13 protein-coding genes and 1 riboswitch are annotated in these 16544 nt (G+C 41.0%); all 13 genes read right to left on the bottom strand.

Annotation, left to right across the window (positions count from 1 at the left end; genetic code table 11):
- Positions 1–2: 2 nt before the first annotated feature.
- Positions 3–1139 (bottom strand): acyl-CoA dehydrogenase, encoded by a 1137-nt coding sequence (locus ACQKMV_RS00520; protein WP_427501911.1) that lies wholly within the window; start codon positions 1137–1139, stop codon positions 3–5.
- 151 nt (positions 1140–1290) lie between these two features.
- Positions 1291–2427 carry an acyl-CoA dehydrogenase gene (locus tag ACQKMV_RS00515; RefSeq protein ID WP_427501910.1) on the bottom strand — a complete coding sequence of 379 codons (1137 nt, stop codon included), beginning with the start codon at positions 2425–2427 and terminating at the stop codon, positions 1291–1293.
- Between the two features lie 71 nt (positions 2428–2498).
- Positions 2499–3350 carry a 3-hydroxybutyryl-CoA dehydrogenase gene (locus ACQKMV_RS00510; protein ID WP_427502491.1) on the bottom strand — a complete coding sequence of 284 codons (852 nt, stop codon included), beginning with the start codon at positions 3348–3350 and terminating at the stop codon, positions 2499–2501.
- Complete coding sequence (locus tag ACQKMV_RS00505; RefSeq protein WP_427501909.1) at positions 3350–4555, bottom strand: acetyl-CoA C-acetyltransferase; 1206 nt, start codon at positions 4553–4555, stop codon at positions 3350–3352. The genes ACQKMV_RS00510 and ACQKMV_RS00505 overlap by 1 nt, the downstream gene beginning before the upstream one ends.
- 199 nt (positions 4556–4754) lie before the next feature.
- A complete protein-coding gene (locus ACQKMV_RS00500) occupies positions 4755–6977 on the bottom strand; it encodes a heterodisulfide reductase-related iron-sulfur binding cluster (protein WP_427501908.1) in 2223 nt (740 codons plus the stop codon).
- 583 nt (positions 6978–7560) lie between these two features.
- Positions 7561–8124 carry a cob(I)yrinic acid a,c-diamide adenosyltransferase gene (locus ACQKMV_RS00495; RefSeq protein ID WP_049667988.1) on the bottom strand — a complete coding sequence of 188 codons (564 nt, stop codon included), beginning with the start codon at positions 8122–8124 and terminating at the stop codon, positions 7561–7563.
- 183 nt (positions 8125–8307) lie between these two features.
- Positions 8308–9783, bottom strand: a complete 1476-nt coding sequence (locus ACQKMV_RS00490; RefSeq protein ID WP_427501907.1) for an adenosylcobinamide amidohydrolase — start codon at positions 9781–9783, stop codon at positions 8308–8310.
- Positions 9780–10781, bottom strand: a complete 1002-nt coding sequence (locus ACQKMV_RS00485) for a FecCD family ABC transporter permease (protein WP_427501906.1) — start codon at positions 10779–10781, stop codon at positions 9780–9782. The genes ACQKMV_RS00490 and ACQKMV_RS00485 overlap by 4 nt, the downstream gene beginning before the upstream one ends.
- Positions 10778–11743, bottom strand: coding sequence for an ABC transporter substrate-binding protein (locus ACQKMV_RS00480; RefSeq protein ID WP_427501905.1), 966 nt, complete (start codon positions 11741–11743; stop codon positions 10778–10780). The genes ACQKMV_RS00485 and ACQKMV_RS00480 overlap by 4 nt, the downstream gene beginning before the upstream one ends.
- Positions 11744–11993: 250 nt before the next feature.
- A riboswitch (cobalamin riboswitch) is annotated at positions 11994–12176 on the bottom strand.
- A 57-nt stretch (positions 12177–12233) separates the two neighbouring features.
- Positions 12234–13901 carry an acyl-CoA dehydrogenase family protein gene (locus tag ACQKMV_RS00475; RefSeq protein WP_427501904.1) on the bottom strand — a complete coding sequence of 556 codons (1668 nt, stop codon included), beginning with the start codon at positions 13899–13901 and terminating at the stop codon, positions 12234–12236.
- Between the two features lies 1 nt (position 13902).
- The gene (locus ACQKMV_RS00470; protein WP_427501903.1) at positions 13903–15405 is read right to left on the bottom strand and encodes a class I adenylate-forming enzyme family protein; all 1503 of its coding nucleotides are present in this window, start codon (positions 15403–15405) and stop codon (positions 13903–13905) included.
- A complete protein-coding gene (locus tag ACQKMV_RS00465) occupies positions 15398–15787 on the bottom strand; it encodes a MerR family transcriptional regulator (protein ID WP_427502490.1) in 390 nt (129 codons plus the stop codon). Before ACQKMV_RS00465 ends, ACQKMV_RS00470 begins: the two co-directional genes overlap by 8 nt.
- A gap of 93 nt (positions 15788–15880) precedes the next feature.
- On the bottom strand, positions 15881–16003 hold the full coding sequence (locus ACQKMV_RS00460; RefSeq protein WP_427501902.1) for a hypothetical protein: 123 nt from the start codon (positions 16001–16003) through the stop codon (positions 15881–15883).
- Positions 16004–16544 lie beyond the last annotated feature (541 nt).

Here is a 16544-nt window from a genome sequence, read left to right as displayed (position 1 = left end):
CGTTATTTCGTCAACATACGAGAGATAACCAATCGTTGAATCTCTTGTGTACCTTCATAAATTTGTGTGATTTTCGCATCACGCATGAAGCGCTCAACTGGATAATCTTTCGTATAACCATAGCCACCAAAGACTTGAACCGCCTCAGTCGTTACATTCATCGCAGTATCGCCAGCCATTAATTTTGCCATTGCAGATGCCTTACCATACGGTAGACCATTTGATTCCAACCAAGCCGCTTGGTATGTCAGCAGTCGAGATGCTTCAATTTGAGTTGCCATATCTGCTAGTTTAAAGGATACACCTTGGTTAGCAGTGATTGGCTTACCAAATTGCACACGCTCTTTACCATATTCAACAGCTGCATCTAACGCGCCTTGTGCAATCCCTACAGCTTGCGCCGCAATGCCATTACGTCCTCCATCAAGTGTTGTCATCGCAATTTTGAAGCCTTCTCCCTCAGCTCCAAGCATGTTTTCTTTCGGAACGCGACAGTTATCAAAAATAATTTCAGTTGTAGGAGATGAACGAATTCCTAGTTTTTTCTCCTTCTTCCCTACCGAGAAACCTTCAAAGCCAGCTTCAACGATAAAAGCAGTTGTGCCATGTTTAGCTTCTGGATCTGTTACTGCAAATACAACATATGTATCTGCTACTCCACCATTAGTAATGAAAATCTTCGAGCCGTTTAAAATATAATCATCACCATCACGTTTTGCATAAGTTTTCATGCCCCCAGCATCAGAACCTGATCCTGGCTCCGTTAAGCCATAAGCACCGATATGTTTACCTTCTGCCATTGGACGAAGATATTTTTGTTTTTGTTCTTCATTACCAAATTTAAAGATCGGCCAACCAGCAAGCGAAGTATGCGCTGATAAAGTTACCCCTGTTGAAGCACATACACGTGATAACTCCTCTACAGCAATGACATATGCAAGATAATCAAAGCCTGCACCACCGTATTCTTCTGGCCATGGAATACCTGTTAAGCCTAGCTCTGCCATTTTATCGAAAATTGCACGGTCAAACTCTTCGTTCTCGTCACGTTCAGCTGCTGTTGGTGCTACTTCATTAATAGCAAAATCACGAATCATTTCGCGTAATTGCTCATGCTCTTCTGATAATTGAAAGTTCATTGTCCATTACCCCTTTTTAGTTAGACTCTGTTATTGCTAAATTGTTGATTTTTATATTTGATATCGTTTCTGTGGCGATTGCCTAGTTTGCTTGACCTGAGCAGTTCGACATCATCCGTAAAAAATCAATCTCGATCACATAACATAAGACTTATTTAAGTAAATGTTTACTAATAACTAGCTTTTGAATTTCACTTGTACCCTCGTATATTTCTGTTACCTTCGCATCACGGAAATAACGTTCTACTGGATAGTCTTCTGTATAGCCATACCCACCAAAAATCTGTACCGCGTCAATTGCCGTTTGGACTGCTGTGCGTGAGGCAAAGAGTTTTGCCATAGATGCCTCAGCTCCGCAAGGTAACCCTTTTGTACGTAAATCTGCTGCACGATAGACTAGTAATTTTGCTGATTCTACAGCTGTCGCCATATCAGCAAGCTTAAAGCCAACACCTTGTTGTGCTGCAATCGGCTTGCCAAATTGAACACGTTCTTTTGCATATGCAGTAGCTGCCTCCAACGCTGCTTCAGCAATGCCTAGAGATTGTGCTGCAATTCCAATACGTCCAACATCTAAGTTGGCCATTGCAATTTTAAAGCCTTCCCCTTCCTCCCCAAGAAGGTTTGTGGCTGGAATGCGACAGTTGTCGAATGTTAGTTGGACTGTACGTGAACCATGTAAGCCCATTTTATGCTCATCTTTACCTATGATTAAGCCTGGTGTTCCCTTTTCAACAATAAATGCTGAAATGCCACGTGTTTTTGCAGCCGGATTCGTTGAGGCAAAGACAATATAAACATCTGCTTCTCCGCCGTTTGTAATAAACACCTTGGAGCCATTGATGACATATTCATCTCCATCTCGTACCGCTTTTGATTGTAGAGAGCCAGCATCAGAACCAGCGCTAGGCTCTGTTAAACAAAATGCCCCTAAATATTCACCAGCAGCAAGCTTTGGAACATAACGTTTCTTCTGTTCATCGTTGCCAAAATAAATAATAGGGTTTGTTCCAACCGAAGTATGCACAGATAAAATAACACCCATTACCGCGCTAACTTTTGATAGTTCATTGATAGCAATTATGTACGATGTAAAATCCATCGCTGAGCCGCCTAATTCGTCAGGCGTCGTGATCCCCATTAAACCTAATTCTCCCATTTGGGCAAGGAGCTCACGCGGGAACTCTCCTGCCTCCATACGTTCTACCCACGGTTCGATTTTATCCTGAGCGAAATTACGAACCATATCACGCATCATTATTTGTTCATCTGTAAATTGTAAATGCATCTATTATGTCACCCCTGTACGTTGTCCCGTAGCATTACACTTCGTTTAAAAGTCGTCCCATCCCCATAGGATTATTCATAAACGTAAAAGCCTCTTCCTGATTTTTTACCTAGCCATCCAGCTGCCACATATTTACGAAGCAATGGACAAGGTCTATATTTACTATCACCTAAGCCCTCATGTAAAATCTCCATGATGGATAGACATGTATCAAGACCAATGAAATCTGCTAATGTTAGTGGCCCCATCGGATGATTCATTCCGAGCTTCATCACATCATCAATGGCTTCTTTCGATGCTACACCTTCATACAATGCGTAGATCGCTTCATTAATCATTGGTAATAAAATACGATTCGAAATAAAGCCTGGGAAGTCATTTACTTCCACTGGCGTTTTCGATAATTTTACTGTCATGTCTTCAACAGATTTGTAGACTTCATCACTTGTAGCTAATCCTCTAATAATTTCTACAAGCTTCATAACAGGTACAGGATTCATAAAGTGCATACCAATTACTTGCTCTGGACGATTTGTTACAGCTGCAATTTCCGTAATTGGTAAAGATGATGTATTCGTAGCTAAAATGGCATGTGCCGGTGCAATCTGATCGATTTGCTTAAAGATGGATTGCTTCACTTCCATATTTTCCACTGCCGCCTCGATGATAATATCTACATCACTAGCATCCTGTAAATCTAGTGACATACTAATACGACCTAAAATCGTTGCCTTCTCATCCTCAGTTTTACGACCCTTTTCGACATCACGTGCCAGGTTTTTCGTAATGACTCCTATACCGCGTTCGAAAAATTCCTGCTTCATGTCGTTCAGTTTGACATCATAACCAGCTTGTGCACAAACTTGTGCAATGCCGGAACCCATTTGCCCAGCACCAATAACCATTACTTTTTGAATTCCCATCATTTGAGTCCCCCTGTTTTCGGTACTTCAATCATAATCGCATCGCCTTGCCCTCCACCTGAGCAGATAGCAGCAATTCCGATACCACCGCCACGGCGCTTTAATTCATGGGCAAGTGTCAAAATAATGCGTGCTCCAGATGCTCCAATTGGATGACCTAATGCAACTGCACCACCGTTAACATTGACCTTATCAGCATCTAAATCCGCCAATTGCTTGCTGACAAGAGCTACTGCTGCAAAAGCTTCATTGATTTCGATCAAATCAATGTCTGCTAGTGATTTTCCCGTCTTTTTAAGTAACTTGTTAATGACAAGCCCTGGTGTTTGCGGAAAGTTCTCTGGCTCAATAGCAATCTCTTCATGACCGATAATAACCGCAAGTGACTCTCTGCCTTCACGAGCTGCACGTTCCTCACTCATTACTACTAAGGCACATGCACCATCGTTAACACCAGGTGCATTACCTGCTGTAATCGTTCCGTCCTTGTCAAAGGCTGGTTTGAGTTTTGCAAGTACATCCATTGACGTACCAGCTCTTGGTGCTTCGTCTGTATCAACTTGAAGCGGATCTCCCTTACGCTGTGGAATTTCCACAGGTACGATTTCTTCAGCAAAGTAACCTTTCTCGATTGCTGCAAGTGCACGTTCATGACTACGAACAGACCAAGCATCCTGCTCCTCGCGGCTTAACGAATATTCATTGGCCGTTGTATTACCGTAGCTTCCCATATGCGGTCTTGCCTTATCGAAGGCACATGTTAAGCCATCATATAGCATGCCATCCACCATTGTAGAGTTGCCCATGCGTAAGCCTGTTCGACCATTTGGTAGATAATAAGGTGCATTAGACATGGACTCCATACCACCAGCGATAATTACTTCTTCGTCCCCTAATCGAATTAGCTGATCTGCTAGTGTTACAGCACGCATCCCTGACGCACAAACCTTATTAATCGTTTCTGTTTTCACTGCTATTGGTAAATTTGCTTTTATCGCAGCCTGCCTTGAAGGAATTTGACCCTGTCCCCCTTGTAAAACGGAGCCTAAAATTACTTCATCTACTTCATCAGGTGAAATATTCGCTTTCTCCAGTGCCCCTTTTATAGCGATTGCACCTAAATCACTTGCACTTAATGCTGATAGTGAACCTCCAAACTTACCAAATGCAGTTCTTGATCCTGCTAATATTACAGCTCTATTCAAGTAAAACACCCCTTTTGTTTTACGTTCTAAGAAGAAGTATTAGAGCATTTGCGTTGACTGAACGCTCGCTCGACCTCTTGCTATGAAAAATGGGAGTTTATGTGTTAACTCCCATCTCCATTTAATCTTATTCTACAAAACAATTATTTATTCTGCAATTTATATTTTTCAGATAACTAAAATATTTCTGCAATAACCATTATTTTTCTTCGTTAGCCTCTGCATTCTTGTCTTTTTCGACACTATCTACAGATGCTACTACTTCTTCAACCATTACATCTGCTGCTTCTTCAACAGAATTCTCAACAGCTTTCATCTTTTCACCAAACACTGAACGCTCTAATAGCTCTGCAACATCGAATGTACCGATTGAATCCTCAACCTCTTTTGCCTTTGTACCATCCTCAAGCATTGTTAAACAGTAAGGACATCCAGAAGAAATAACTGATGCATTAGTTGCTAAAGCTTGCTCAGTTCGTGCTACGTTAATACGGTTGCCGACATGTTCTTCCATCCACATTAAACCGCCGCCTGCACCACAGCACATTGCTGTCTCACGATTACGCTCCATTTCCACAAGCTTAACACCTGGAATGCCACGTAATATCTCACGTGGTGCATCATAAACATCGTTATAACGACCTAAATAACAAGAATCGTGGAACACAATCGTTTCATGAACTTCGTAATTTAACGCTAGACGATTTTCATCAATCAATTGATTCAATAGTTCAGTATGGTGGTAGACCTCGCCCTTCCAGCCAAAGTCTTGGTATTCATTTTTAAAGATATTATAAGCGTGCGGATCAATCGTAACGATTTTCTTCACTTCGTTTTTCTCAAATTCATCGATATTTGCTGTTGCCAGCTCTTGGAATAAAAATTCATTTCCTAAACGACGAGGTGTGTCCCCTGAGTTTTTCTCTTTATTTCCTAAAATCGCAAACTTCACGCCTGCCTCGTTTAATAAACGACAGAAAGCTAATGCAATTTTTTGTGAGCGGTTATCAAATGCACCCATTGAACCTACCCAGAATAAATATTCCATTTCCTCGCCTGATTTTTTCAGCTCTTTCACTGTTGGAATATGAATTGTTGGATCTAGGTCACGCCAATTTTCTTTTTCTTTACGGTTTAAGCCCCAAGGATTGCCTTGACGCTCGATATTTGTCATCGCGCGTTGTGCATCAGGGTTTACTTTTCCTTCAGTCATTGTTAAGTAACGACGTAAATCAATAATTTTATCGACATGCTCGTTCATAACAGGACATTGATCCTCACAGTTACGACAAGTTGTACATGCCCAAATCTCTTCTTCTGTAATGACATCGCCGATTAAAGAAGGATTGTAGATATCTTCAATGACTGCCCCCTCAGCACCAGCTGCCATCGCTAGCTGATTCCCCTTTGTATTAGCAAAGAATTGATAAGGTACCCAAGGCTTTTGCTTTGTCACAACAGCACCTGTAAATGTTAAATGATCTCGAAGCTTCACGATTAAATCCATCGGTGATAGCATTTTCCCTGTTCCTGTTGCTGGACACATATTTGTACAGCGTCCACACTCTACACAGGAATATAAATCTAGCATTTGTTTTTGTGTGAAGTCTTGAATACGTCCAACACCAATTGCTGGCATATCCTCTTCATCTTCAGCATTTTCTAATGCCTCAAAGTCGATCGGTGTTAGAGTACCCGTACGATCTAAACGGTTCATGTACACATTGATCGGGCTTACAATCAAGTGGAAATGCTTTGATTGTGGTACATACACTAAGAATGTCAACAGAATTAATAAGTGCGCCCACCACATCACATAGAAAACAACAGCCGCCGCTGATGCTGGTAGGAAGCCAAAAATAGCAGCAATGCCAGAAGCAACTGGCTCTGTATAAGTTAGTCCTTCACCATGCCAAATTAATCCCATACCATTTGCAAACAATGTGGAAACCATTAACCCACCAATGAAAATTAACACAAGACCATTTTTCCAGCCTCGTTTTAGACGTACTAGCTTTTCTACATAGCGACGGTAAAATGCCCATACAACCGCCACTAAAATCATTAATACCACAAGCTCTTGGAAGAATGTAAACACACTGTAGAAAATGCCAAGCGGCAGATGTGATCCAGGTACTAACCCCTTCCAAATTAAATCAATGGCACCTAACTGCACCATCAAAAATCCATAGAAGAACATGACGTGAATTAAACCACTCTTTGGATCTTTTAATAGCTTATTTTGGCCAAGTACATTGACCATAAGATAATGAATTCGTTCTTTAACACTTTCATCAAACTCAACCTTTTTCCCCAATTGCACAAACTTATAGCGTGTTTTTAACAGATAGAAGAACAATCCTACTGCATAAAGCACAACCACGACTGTTAGAACAATGTTTGCAATTACTAATGGACTCATGGTTGGTCCCCCCTTTAGTTGTCGTAAGTTTCTCTCTTTGTGATAAATTTGCTAGCTAAAACGTAAATGTACTTCATTCTATCATTATATTCCCATTCTAATAAATGAGTGAGCATTCAGTCAACATAAAACGAAAATATTTCTGATAATTTTATATTCTTACATTTTACAAGAAAAAAAGCCACCCTGAATTTTTCAAAGTGACTATTTAATAAAATACTAATATTAACTTTCTCCATAACGTGGGGTTGATTTCCGTTCCGCTACAGGGTCTCTGGCCAACAGATGTTTTTTGTGCGAAAGCGTAGTGCTAACGAAGCGGCAGCAGCAACAGCACCGATGTTGGTCACGAAGGCGTTATCACAGGACGTGATGGTTTTAGCCTTCGTTCTTCTACCTTAGTTGATAAAAACTGAAATTGTTCCGATAAAACGAGAAAATATTCCGATAAAAGCTAAAATTGTTCCGATAAAATAAGATTTTGTTCCGATAAATCTTAAAAGTATTTACGCTTTCCCGAGGGCGTCCGATGAGCCGCTTCACTCCCGCAGCTCAATGTCATCCACAACTTTTGGTGATCAAATTATTTTTTAAAGACATTGCCGCTTCGAATATATTCGATATCCGCGACATTCAATCGATGATTTACAACCCGTGCTACTGCAAATAAATAATCAGATAGACGGTTTAAATATTTTTGTACAATTGTCGGTACGTCTTCGATTTCCTTCATAAGCGTTACCATTTGACGCTCTGCTCGACGTGCTACTGTGCGAGCAATGTGTAAAGTTGCAGCTGCTGGCGCACCACCTGGCAGAATAAAGCGTTGTAACGGTGGTGCTTCGTCTGACAATGCATCAATACGTGATTCCAACACTTCTATCGGCTGCTCTGCTAGCTTATAATGACGTTCCTTCATGACGTTAGCAAGGTCTCCACCCGCATCAAAAAGCTCATGCTGAATCGTTTCTAAATCAATTAGAATATCCTTGAATAGCTCACGATCTAGTTCACTGACAGCCTTACCAATAAAAGAATTTAATTCATCGATGGCCCCATATGTTTCAACGCGTAAGCTATCTTTATCAACGCGTCCACCGATAAGACTTGTTTTCCCCGTATCGCCTGTTTTTGTGTAAAGCTTCATTTCTCTCATCTCCTAAAATTATTTTATCAATTTCGCCTTGGCGTAATTGCGTCCGGATTTTGAATTGTGCCCAGGCCTGCACGATGCAGGTCAGTTAGCCGTTTTCGCAGGATGCGAAGGTTTTAGGCTAACATCCTTTTTCATTCCTTTGAAAATCCGTGACATCCGCCGGAGGCATTATCTTCATTCAGCAGGTTTATCTGCTGAATGAAGATAATTTTTTATTGCCTGCACAGTTGTTTCAAAAACACCTTTACCGATAATTTTGCCTACATCAGTAATTGGGCCTCCGTACAGCATTTCTTCCCCTTTTTGTGTTGCCGCAATCAATAAACTATCTGTAGCAGTGCCTGTCGCAATCGTACCACTAAGCTCATCACGAATATTTTCTGATTGTAATGCCTTTGTTTTCGCCTCATTTGCTGTCATCATTGCTTGGAAAAACGCTTCTTCTGATAAACAACCATTAACGATAACCCACGTATTTATAGTACCAATATATGGTTCACCCTGCCTTTCATGTGTACGAGACACATCAACAGCATTGCCAACTCCAGCCGTAACAGCAACAAGGACGCTGCCAAAGGAAGCTTTAAATTCATTAATAGCTACTAGGTTTGTTGGTACAGCTGTTAACATGACGACAGTACTTGTAGATGCAAAATGCTCCTTCAGTAAAAATTCAGCGACTTCTCTCTTTACATCACTAATCACATAATCTATTGGTACAGAGCGATTTAACAGACAATCATACCAACCGATACCCGGATTATGAACAGCTGAGGACACCGTTTTTAAAGGAAACTCTGATTGAAGCTGAATGTAATGATCTGTAACAGTGAAGTTTTCTTTTTTAATGACAGCACGTTGCTGATGTTCAGCTAAAGCTGGCATCATTGTAATTTGAGGCTTTGGAATTTCAGGATGTGCATAGGTTGCAACTCGCGCATGATAGACGTCTTCGATTTGCGAAGCGATTAATACTTCATGTGGCTCCCCAAATGCCCGCATCCGTCCTTCCTCCATTAGTAACAATTCATCACAATAGAGGGAAGCTAAATTCATATCATGTAGTACCATAATAACGGTCAAACCACATTCTATTGCTTCCTTTCGCACCATATCTAAAATTTGACGTTGATGAGCAATATCTAGATGGTTCGTTGGCTCATCTAACAGTAATATTTCCGCTGTTTGTGCAAGAGCTTGAGCTACAAAAACTCTTTGCTGTTCACCGCCCGATAAAAATTCCATCGATGTCTGTTCATAGCGTTTCACACCTGTTTGCATCATTGCATGTTGGACTGCCTGTTCATCACGATCAGTCCAGCTCGAAAAAAAGCCTGTTTGATGTGGATAACGTCCAAGAGATACCGCCTCTCGTACACTGTTTGAAAAGGCATTAGCATGTAATTGTGGCAGCACCGCCATTTTTTTTGCTAAAGCACGAGCATTGTAAGAGCTACTATTTTTACCATCTATTAATATAGTGCCTGCAGTTGCTGGTAGTATGCCACTTATTACTTTTAACAATGTAGATTTCCCACTACCATTCGGCCCTAAAATCCCTAGTATTTTTCCTTTTTTAACAGAAAAACTTATATCCTGGACGATCGGTACGTCTTCATAGCCACCAGAAAGATGTTCAACAACAATCATGCCCGTACCCCCTTGCCTCTACGTTGCTTATAAAAAATATAGGAAAAAACGGGCGCCCCAATAAATGCAGTAATTACACCAATCGGTAGCTCTCTTGGCATAATAATTGTTCGTGCTACTAAATCACAAATAATCAGCAATGTTGCACCATTTAAAAATGATAATGGCAATAAATGACGGTGATCTGAACCCCAAATCATTCTCGTCATATGAGGAACTACTAAACCAACAAAGCCAATCGTTCCAGAAACAGCTACCGCAGCTCCTGTCAACATTGATCCACCCACTAAAATAATATATTTACTGCGTTTAACATTGACACCTAAATGCTTTGCGCGTTCTTCTCCATATAACAGAACGTTTAACTCGCGTCTTTGTGTCCAAAGCATAATTGAGCCAATTATCACAAACGGAATAATCATTTGAACAAAAGGCCAACCCCGCATCGATACTGAGCCGAGTAGCCATCCGATAACTTGCCGTAGCTCTTCACCAGATAATGCAATCATTAACGAAATCAAGGAACCTAAAAATGAACTAAATATAACCCCTGTTAATATAAGAGTTTCCATTTTTAGCGAGCGGTCTACTATTCTAGCAAAACCCATGACAGCTACCATCGTTAATATGGCACCTATCATACTAAAGGTCGGTAACGTAAAATGGCCGACTACAGGTATGGACATACTAAAGAAAATCGTCATAACTGCACCCACTGATGCACCAGAGGAAACACCTAACGTATAAGGATCAGCCAAAGGGTTTTTTAATAAACCTTGAAAAGCTGCCCCTGCAATAGCAAGTGATGCCCCTACAAGCCCTGCCAGCAAAACTCTAGGTAACCGAATCTTCCATAAAATATTGGCAGCTGTTTCATCAGCCGCCTTATTCCACAATACTTCTAGTGGAATATGAACCGAGCCTATCGCTACACCACACCAGATGCTAATGACTAGAAGCGTAATCGCTATTATATAGGCTACAATTGTTTTACTCATTTAAACGCCTCTGGGTAGACGGCCTTCGCTAATTCCTCAAGACCATCTGCTAATCGAGGACCTTGACGGCTTGTCGTATTTTCATCCACTTGTACAATAGCTTTAGTTTTTACGGCCGTAATTGTCTCAAAGCCTGGACGTTTTGGAATTTTCGTTAAAATATCAGGTACATAATTATATGCCACTACAATGACATCTGGATTTTTCGCGATAATTTGTTCTGCATCAATTTTATACCAGCTATTTGAATCTGCTGCCACATTTTCGGCATGAATCATTTCTAGCATTTCATTCATAAATGTACCTTTACCAGCTGTATAAATTTCTGGCTCATCGGATGACTCTACAAATACTTTCTTTGGTTCAACACCCTCAAGTTTTGCTTCAATTTCTTTAACTTTTGCCTTCATATTTGCGACAATTTTTTTAGCCTCTTCTAATTTTCCTGTTGCACGACCAAGCTGTTCAATCGTTGTGTATGTTTCATCAAAGTTTTTTGCATCCGCTACAACAAATACTTTCACACCTGCAGCCTCAAGCTGTTCAATTGCTCCTTTTGAGTAACCCATACCCGATGCATGCGCAAAAACGATATCTGGTGTTAAAGCAATAATTTGTTCGATATTATAATCCATACCACCGACCTTTTCTTTTTTAGTTGCCTCTGATGGATAATCGTCATTATCTGTTACACCAACTATTTCATTATTTAGGCCAAGGCTAAATAAAATTTCTGTGTTACTCGGAATGAGAGAGACAATTTTTTCTGGAGGTGCTTCTAGCGTAATATCTTTGCCAGTAGCATCCGTTATCGTCATTGGAAATGTTGCTTGATCTACTTTTGATATCTCTTGTGGCTCAGAAGTTGCCGGCTTTTCATTTGTTGCCTCTTTAGTATTACATGCAGCCAGCAAGCCAATAGCTAAAAATGCTGATAATCCTATTTTCCAAATTTTCTTCATGCGAATGAATCCCCCTAAGTCTATCTGTGCATATAGTTAATGACTTGTTTTTCTGATTTATCGATATATTTTTGTTTTTATCGCCCAAGGTTGTGGGTTTATCGCCCAGCATTGTGAGATTATCATCCACTCTTTCAAATTTATCGACATTTATCTTACAAAACAAATACCCCTCATCATAAAAAATGAGGGGGTCAAATTTGCACAAAAATACATATACAAAATCCACCATCCTATCCTCGTAGGCTACAACGTGTTTTCTATAAAGGCAGGTCTCCTGGCTCGTGCTCCTTACGTTTTTTCAAGCCTTCCCGAAATTTTCAGTGGCGCAGATTGAAAAAACTCACACATACAGTGGCGGGACCGCATCGGAATTACACCGATTTCCCTTTTCACTTTACATTAGTAAAGAACCTTTATAATATTCAGTTGATTTCATTATACATGAAAATCAAAAAAGTCGCCCCCATTCGAGACGACCTCTAATCGATTAAACTATGTCTGAGAAATACTGTACGGTTTTCATTGGGGCCCCCATTTCTCGCAATGCCCATGTGTTCTCTAAATAAATATCTGCTAGCTTCTCATATTTGCCGCCGAATCTTTGCGCCCATTCAACTGCTACAACACTTTCATATAAATGTGCCATTTTCTCTGCGACCTTTTTTGCCTCAAACGTTTTCGTCGCATCATCTAAACGGCTAAATGTTTGCAAAGTTGAATCTAGTTTAGCTAATTGCTTCACTACAATTTTGACTAATGGACTGTCAGCTAGTTTTTCTAGACGTTCCTCCATGACACGAACAAACATTTCGTGCACATGAAACTTATCAACTAAACGAATGAGCTCTAAAGCTAAAATATTCGCTGTCCCCTCCCACACAGTAAGTACCTGCGCATCTCTTAATAACCGAGGTGTAACAAAATCTTCAATATAGCCGTTTCCGCCATGTAATTCAATTGCTTCACTAGCATAATGTACAGCTTGCTCTGCCGTTTCTTTTTTCATGATCGCAATATACAAGCGATTTAAAATGATGTCCTCTTTATTCCCCTGTCCACTAGTTACCTTATCGTACAGCTGAATAAGATCAAAAACCGTAGCAACTTCCACATGAAGCTTGGCAGCGAATTTCCCTAGCGTATCCTGAATCATAGGGTATTGCGTTAAAGGCTTACCAAATGCATGACGATTTGTCACATAGTGCTTCGCCTCTAAATATCCGCGGCGCATAATGCCTATAGAAGCAACCGCATTACAAATTCTTGATAAATTAAGCGCCTCCAGCATATAGTAAATTCCTTTATTTGGATCACCCACAACGTAAGCTAGCGCACCATCAAATTCCACCTCACCTGAAGGTACTGCTTTAACACCCAGCTTATCCTTTAAACGTCGAATGCGAAGGTTATTAACAGTGCCATCTTCATTTCGCCATGGAACTGCAAATAATGTTAAGCCCTTTGAACCTGCCTGAGCCCCTTCCATACGTGCCAATACCATGGCTACCCCACACATTCCTGCGTTAGACGCGAAATATTTCTCACCATATAAACGATATTGATCGCCGTCCTGTCTTGCCTCTACAACATTCGCACCAACATCAGAGCCACCTTGACGCTCCGTTAAAAAAGTAGCCCCCTCATATAGCTCTGTCTCTCCTGTTGCACAAACATGTGGTAAAAATCGCTCCTTCACCTCATCACTTGCATAATGATCAAGTAAAAAAGCCGTTGCCATTGTTAAAGTAACAGGACAGTAAAAGCCTGGCTCCGTATGTGATAGTAAATAACCTTGAGCAAAGCTGTAAACATAGTTGCCCTTTCTACCTAATTGCGGAATATCCTTATGCACATAGCCAACAATGCCGGTATTATACGTCTCTTCAATTGTTCTTTTATAGCCATCATTGACCCAAACATCTGACACTTCTTCACCATAAGCATTATACCTTTGTAATCGAGGTTCACCCTCTCTATCCGTATGTTTGGCTCTCACATCAATATCTCCAGCACAAAGCTCACCGAAATCTGTTAGCTCACGTGTTGCATATTCCACAAACTCTTTATCTAGCATCATTTCTAAAACTTTATGAAGTGTATCATTCTCTTTAAAAAAGTTTGTTGTTTTCATTTCTTCCTGCTGTAAAACCTTCATGCTATCTCACCTCTTGTCCCTTTAAGGTTTGTTTTAGTATTTTGCCTGATGCATTTCGTGGTAGTGCTTCCACGCGTTCAAAAATGCGCGGAATTTTATATTTAGCAAGATGCTCCTCCAAAAAAGCTTTAAGTTCGTCCTCGTCAATTTCCGTTTTGGCGGCATAAACGGCCTTCACCGTTTCTCCCCACTCCGGATGTGGCACACCGATAACAGCCACTTCAAATATCCCCTCATAGCGCAACATACTATCTTCTATTTCTTTCGGATAAATATTCACACCGCCTGAAAAAATAACATCCTTTTTGCGATCGACAATCCAAATATAGCCGTCCTCATCTATGCGCGCTAAATCACCTGTTTTCAACCAGCCATCTATAAACGCAGCCTTTGTTGCAACATCATCCTTGTAATAGCCGAGCATATTGCCTTCACCAAGTAAGACGATTTCTCCTACTTCACCAACACTGACATCTTCTCCTTCGTCGTTGATAATACGCAGCTCCGCTCCAAGTGGTGCACGGCGGCCAATACTTCCTGCTTTCGTTGCATGCTCTCTGCCAAACAATAACGAACCATTTGGACCAGCCTCTGTTAAGCCATAGACACACGTTAAATTATCTGTTTGGAATGCTTTTTGTAAAAATTGGACTTCATTTTGTGATAAAGGCGCGCCACCATAAACCCACCATTTCATCGATGATAAATCCGCTGTTTGCAATCTTGGCATTTGGGCCGTTAACAAATAGGCAACAGGTGCGCCAAAGAAATGCGTTGTCCTTTCCTGCTCTATTGAATCAATAAACAAATCAGGCGTAAATGTTGGTGTTAGCACGTTTGTTGAGCCAACGAATACTCCAGCCATTAAAAATAGATGTAATGGAGCTGAATGCGTCAACGGCATCATGAGAAGGATTCGGCTTTCGGGCTTTACTTCCATTTCTACTGCAATCATTTGTGCTACAGTTAAAATATTGCGATAACTAAACAACACACCCTTTGGTTTTCCCGTTGTACCCGATGTATATAAAATCGTCGAAACATCATCTTCATTCAACTGGCAATCAATTGTTTGAATGCTTGCATGTTGAATAAGAGTTTCATAGTTTAGCCAACCAGCATGCTCTTGACCTGTTTTGATTTTTAAAGAAATTACCGTGATGTTTTCGACTGCTGCAAAAATTGCCTCATGTACTAGAATAGCTTTAGCATCAGCATGCTGCGCTACATATTCGACCTCTTGCAGCGTAAATTTCGCATTTACTGGAACGACAATAGCACCAATGCGCTGAATTGCAAAATAGCTAACAACAAACTCTACAACATTTGGCATAAAAATGATGACTTTATCGCCTTGGCGCACCCCTTGCTCTAATAAAGCATGACTAAGACGTGTCACTTGCTCATCTAAATCACGATAAGACACTCGTCTGCCTTGGCAAACAACAGCATCACTCATAGGATACTTTCGCGCATTACGTGCTAACAAATTCGAACTATTCATCGTGCATCTCTCCCTTTAAAGTCGCTAACTTTTCTGTAAAAATGCCTTGTAATTGCTGTATCTCCATTTTCATCTGTACAAGCTCCGCTATTTTGTCATCAATTTCTTGAATTTTTTGCTCCCCATATTCGACCGTACGCTCCAACTGCTGAATGCCCGTGCGATCATAATCAAACAGCAATACCATCTCCTTTATCTCCTCAAGTGAAAAACCGTAACGCTTTCCTCGGAAAATAAGCTTAAGCTTTGCTAATTCTTTTTTTGAAAAGGTTCGTTGATTTGTAGATGACCGATTGGGATTAAGCAGCCCTAGCTCCTCATAATAACGAATTGTCCGTGTTGAAACATTAAACTGCTTAGCCACTTCCTGAATCGTCTTCAACATCATCTCCCCCCTTCCCATTTTCCATCAGTATATCATTGACGCTAACGTAAACTTCAACAAGATATCTGAATTTTGAAGAAAATTTATGTTTTAAGTAGATGAATCTATTTTTTCGGGGATGCCATTCATTTCTTTAGCTGCTCTTTCCGTCGCTCTGGCCGATACTTCTGTCGTTTTGATGATTCTATCCTCGTCTTTGACGGTTCTATCCACGTCTTTGGCTGCTCTATCCATCACTTTGGCGGGGCTATCCGTCACTTCGACGGTTCTTTCCGTCGTTCTAGCAGTTCTTTCCGTCGCTTCCGATTCTATCCGTCGCTCTTGCTATTCCTTCCGTCGCTTTGATGATTCCTTCCGTCACTCTGGCGGTTCTTTCCGTCGCTCCCGATTCTATCCGTCGCTCTTGCGGTTCTTTCCGTCACTTCGACGGTTCTATCCGTCGTTCTAGCAGTTCTTTCCGTCGCTTCCGATTCTTTCCGTCGCTCTTGCTATTCCTTCCGTCGCTTTGATGATTCCTTCCGTCACTCTGGCGATTCTTTACGTCGCTTCCGATTCTATCCGTTGCCCTTGCTGTTCCTTCCGTCGCTTTGATGATTCTATCCGTCGCTCTTGCGGTTCTTTCCGTCGCTTCCGATTCTATCCGTCGCTCTTGCTATTCCTTCCGTCGCTTTGATGATTCTATCCGTCGCTCTTGCGGTTCTTTCCGTCGCTTCCGATTCTATCCGTCGCTCTTGCTATTCCTTCCGTCGCTTCG

It is taken from the genome of Lysinibacillus sp. NPDC094403, assembly GCF_050278745.1.
Classification (GTDB): Bacteria; Bacillota; Bacilli; order Bacillales_A; family Planococcaceae; genus Lysinibacillus.
Note: the sequence above shows the minus strand (reverse complement) of the source record. Positions and strands in the feature narration are given on the sequence as shown.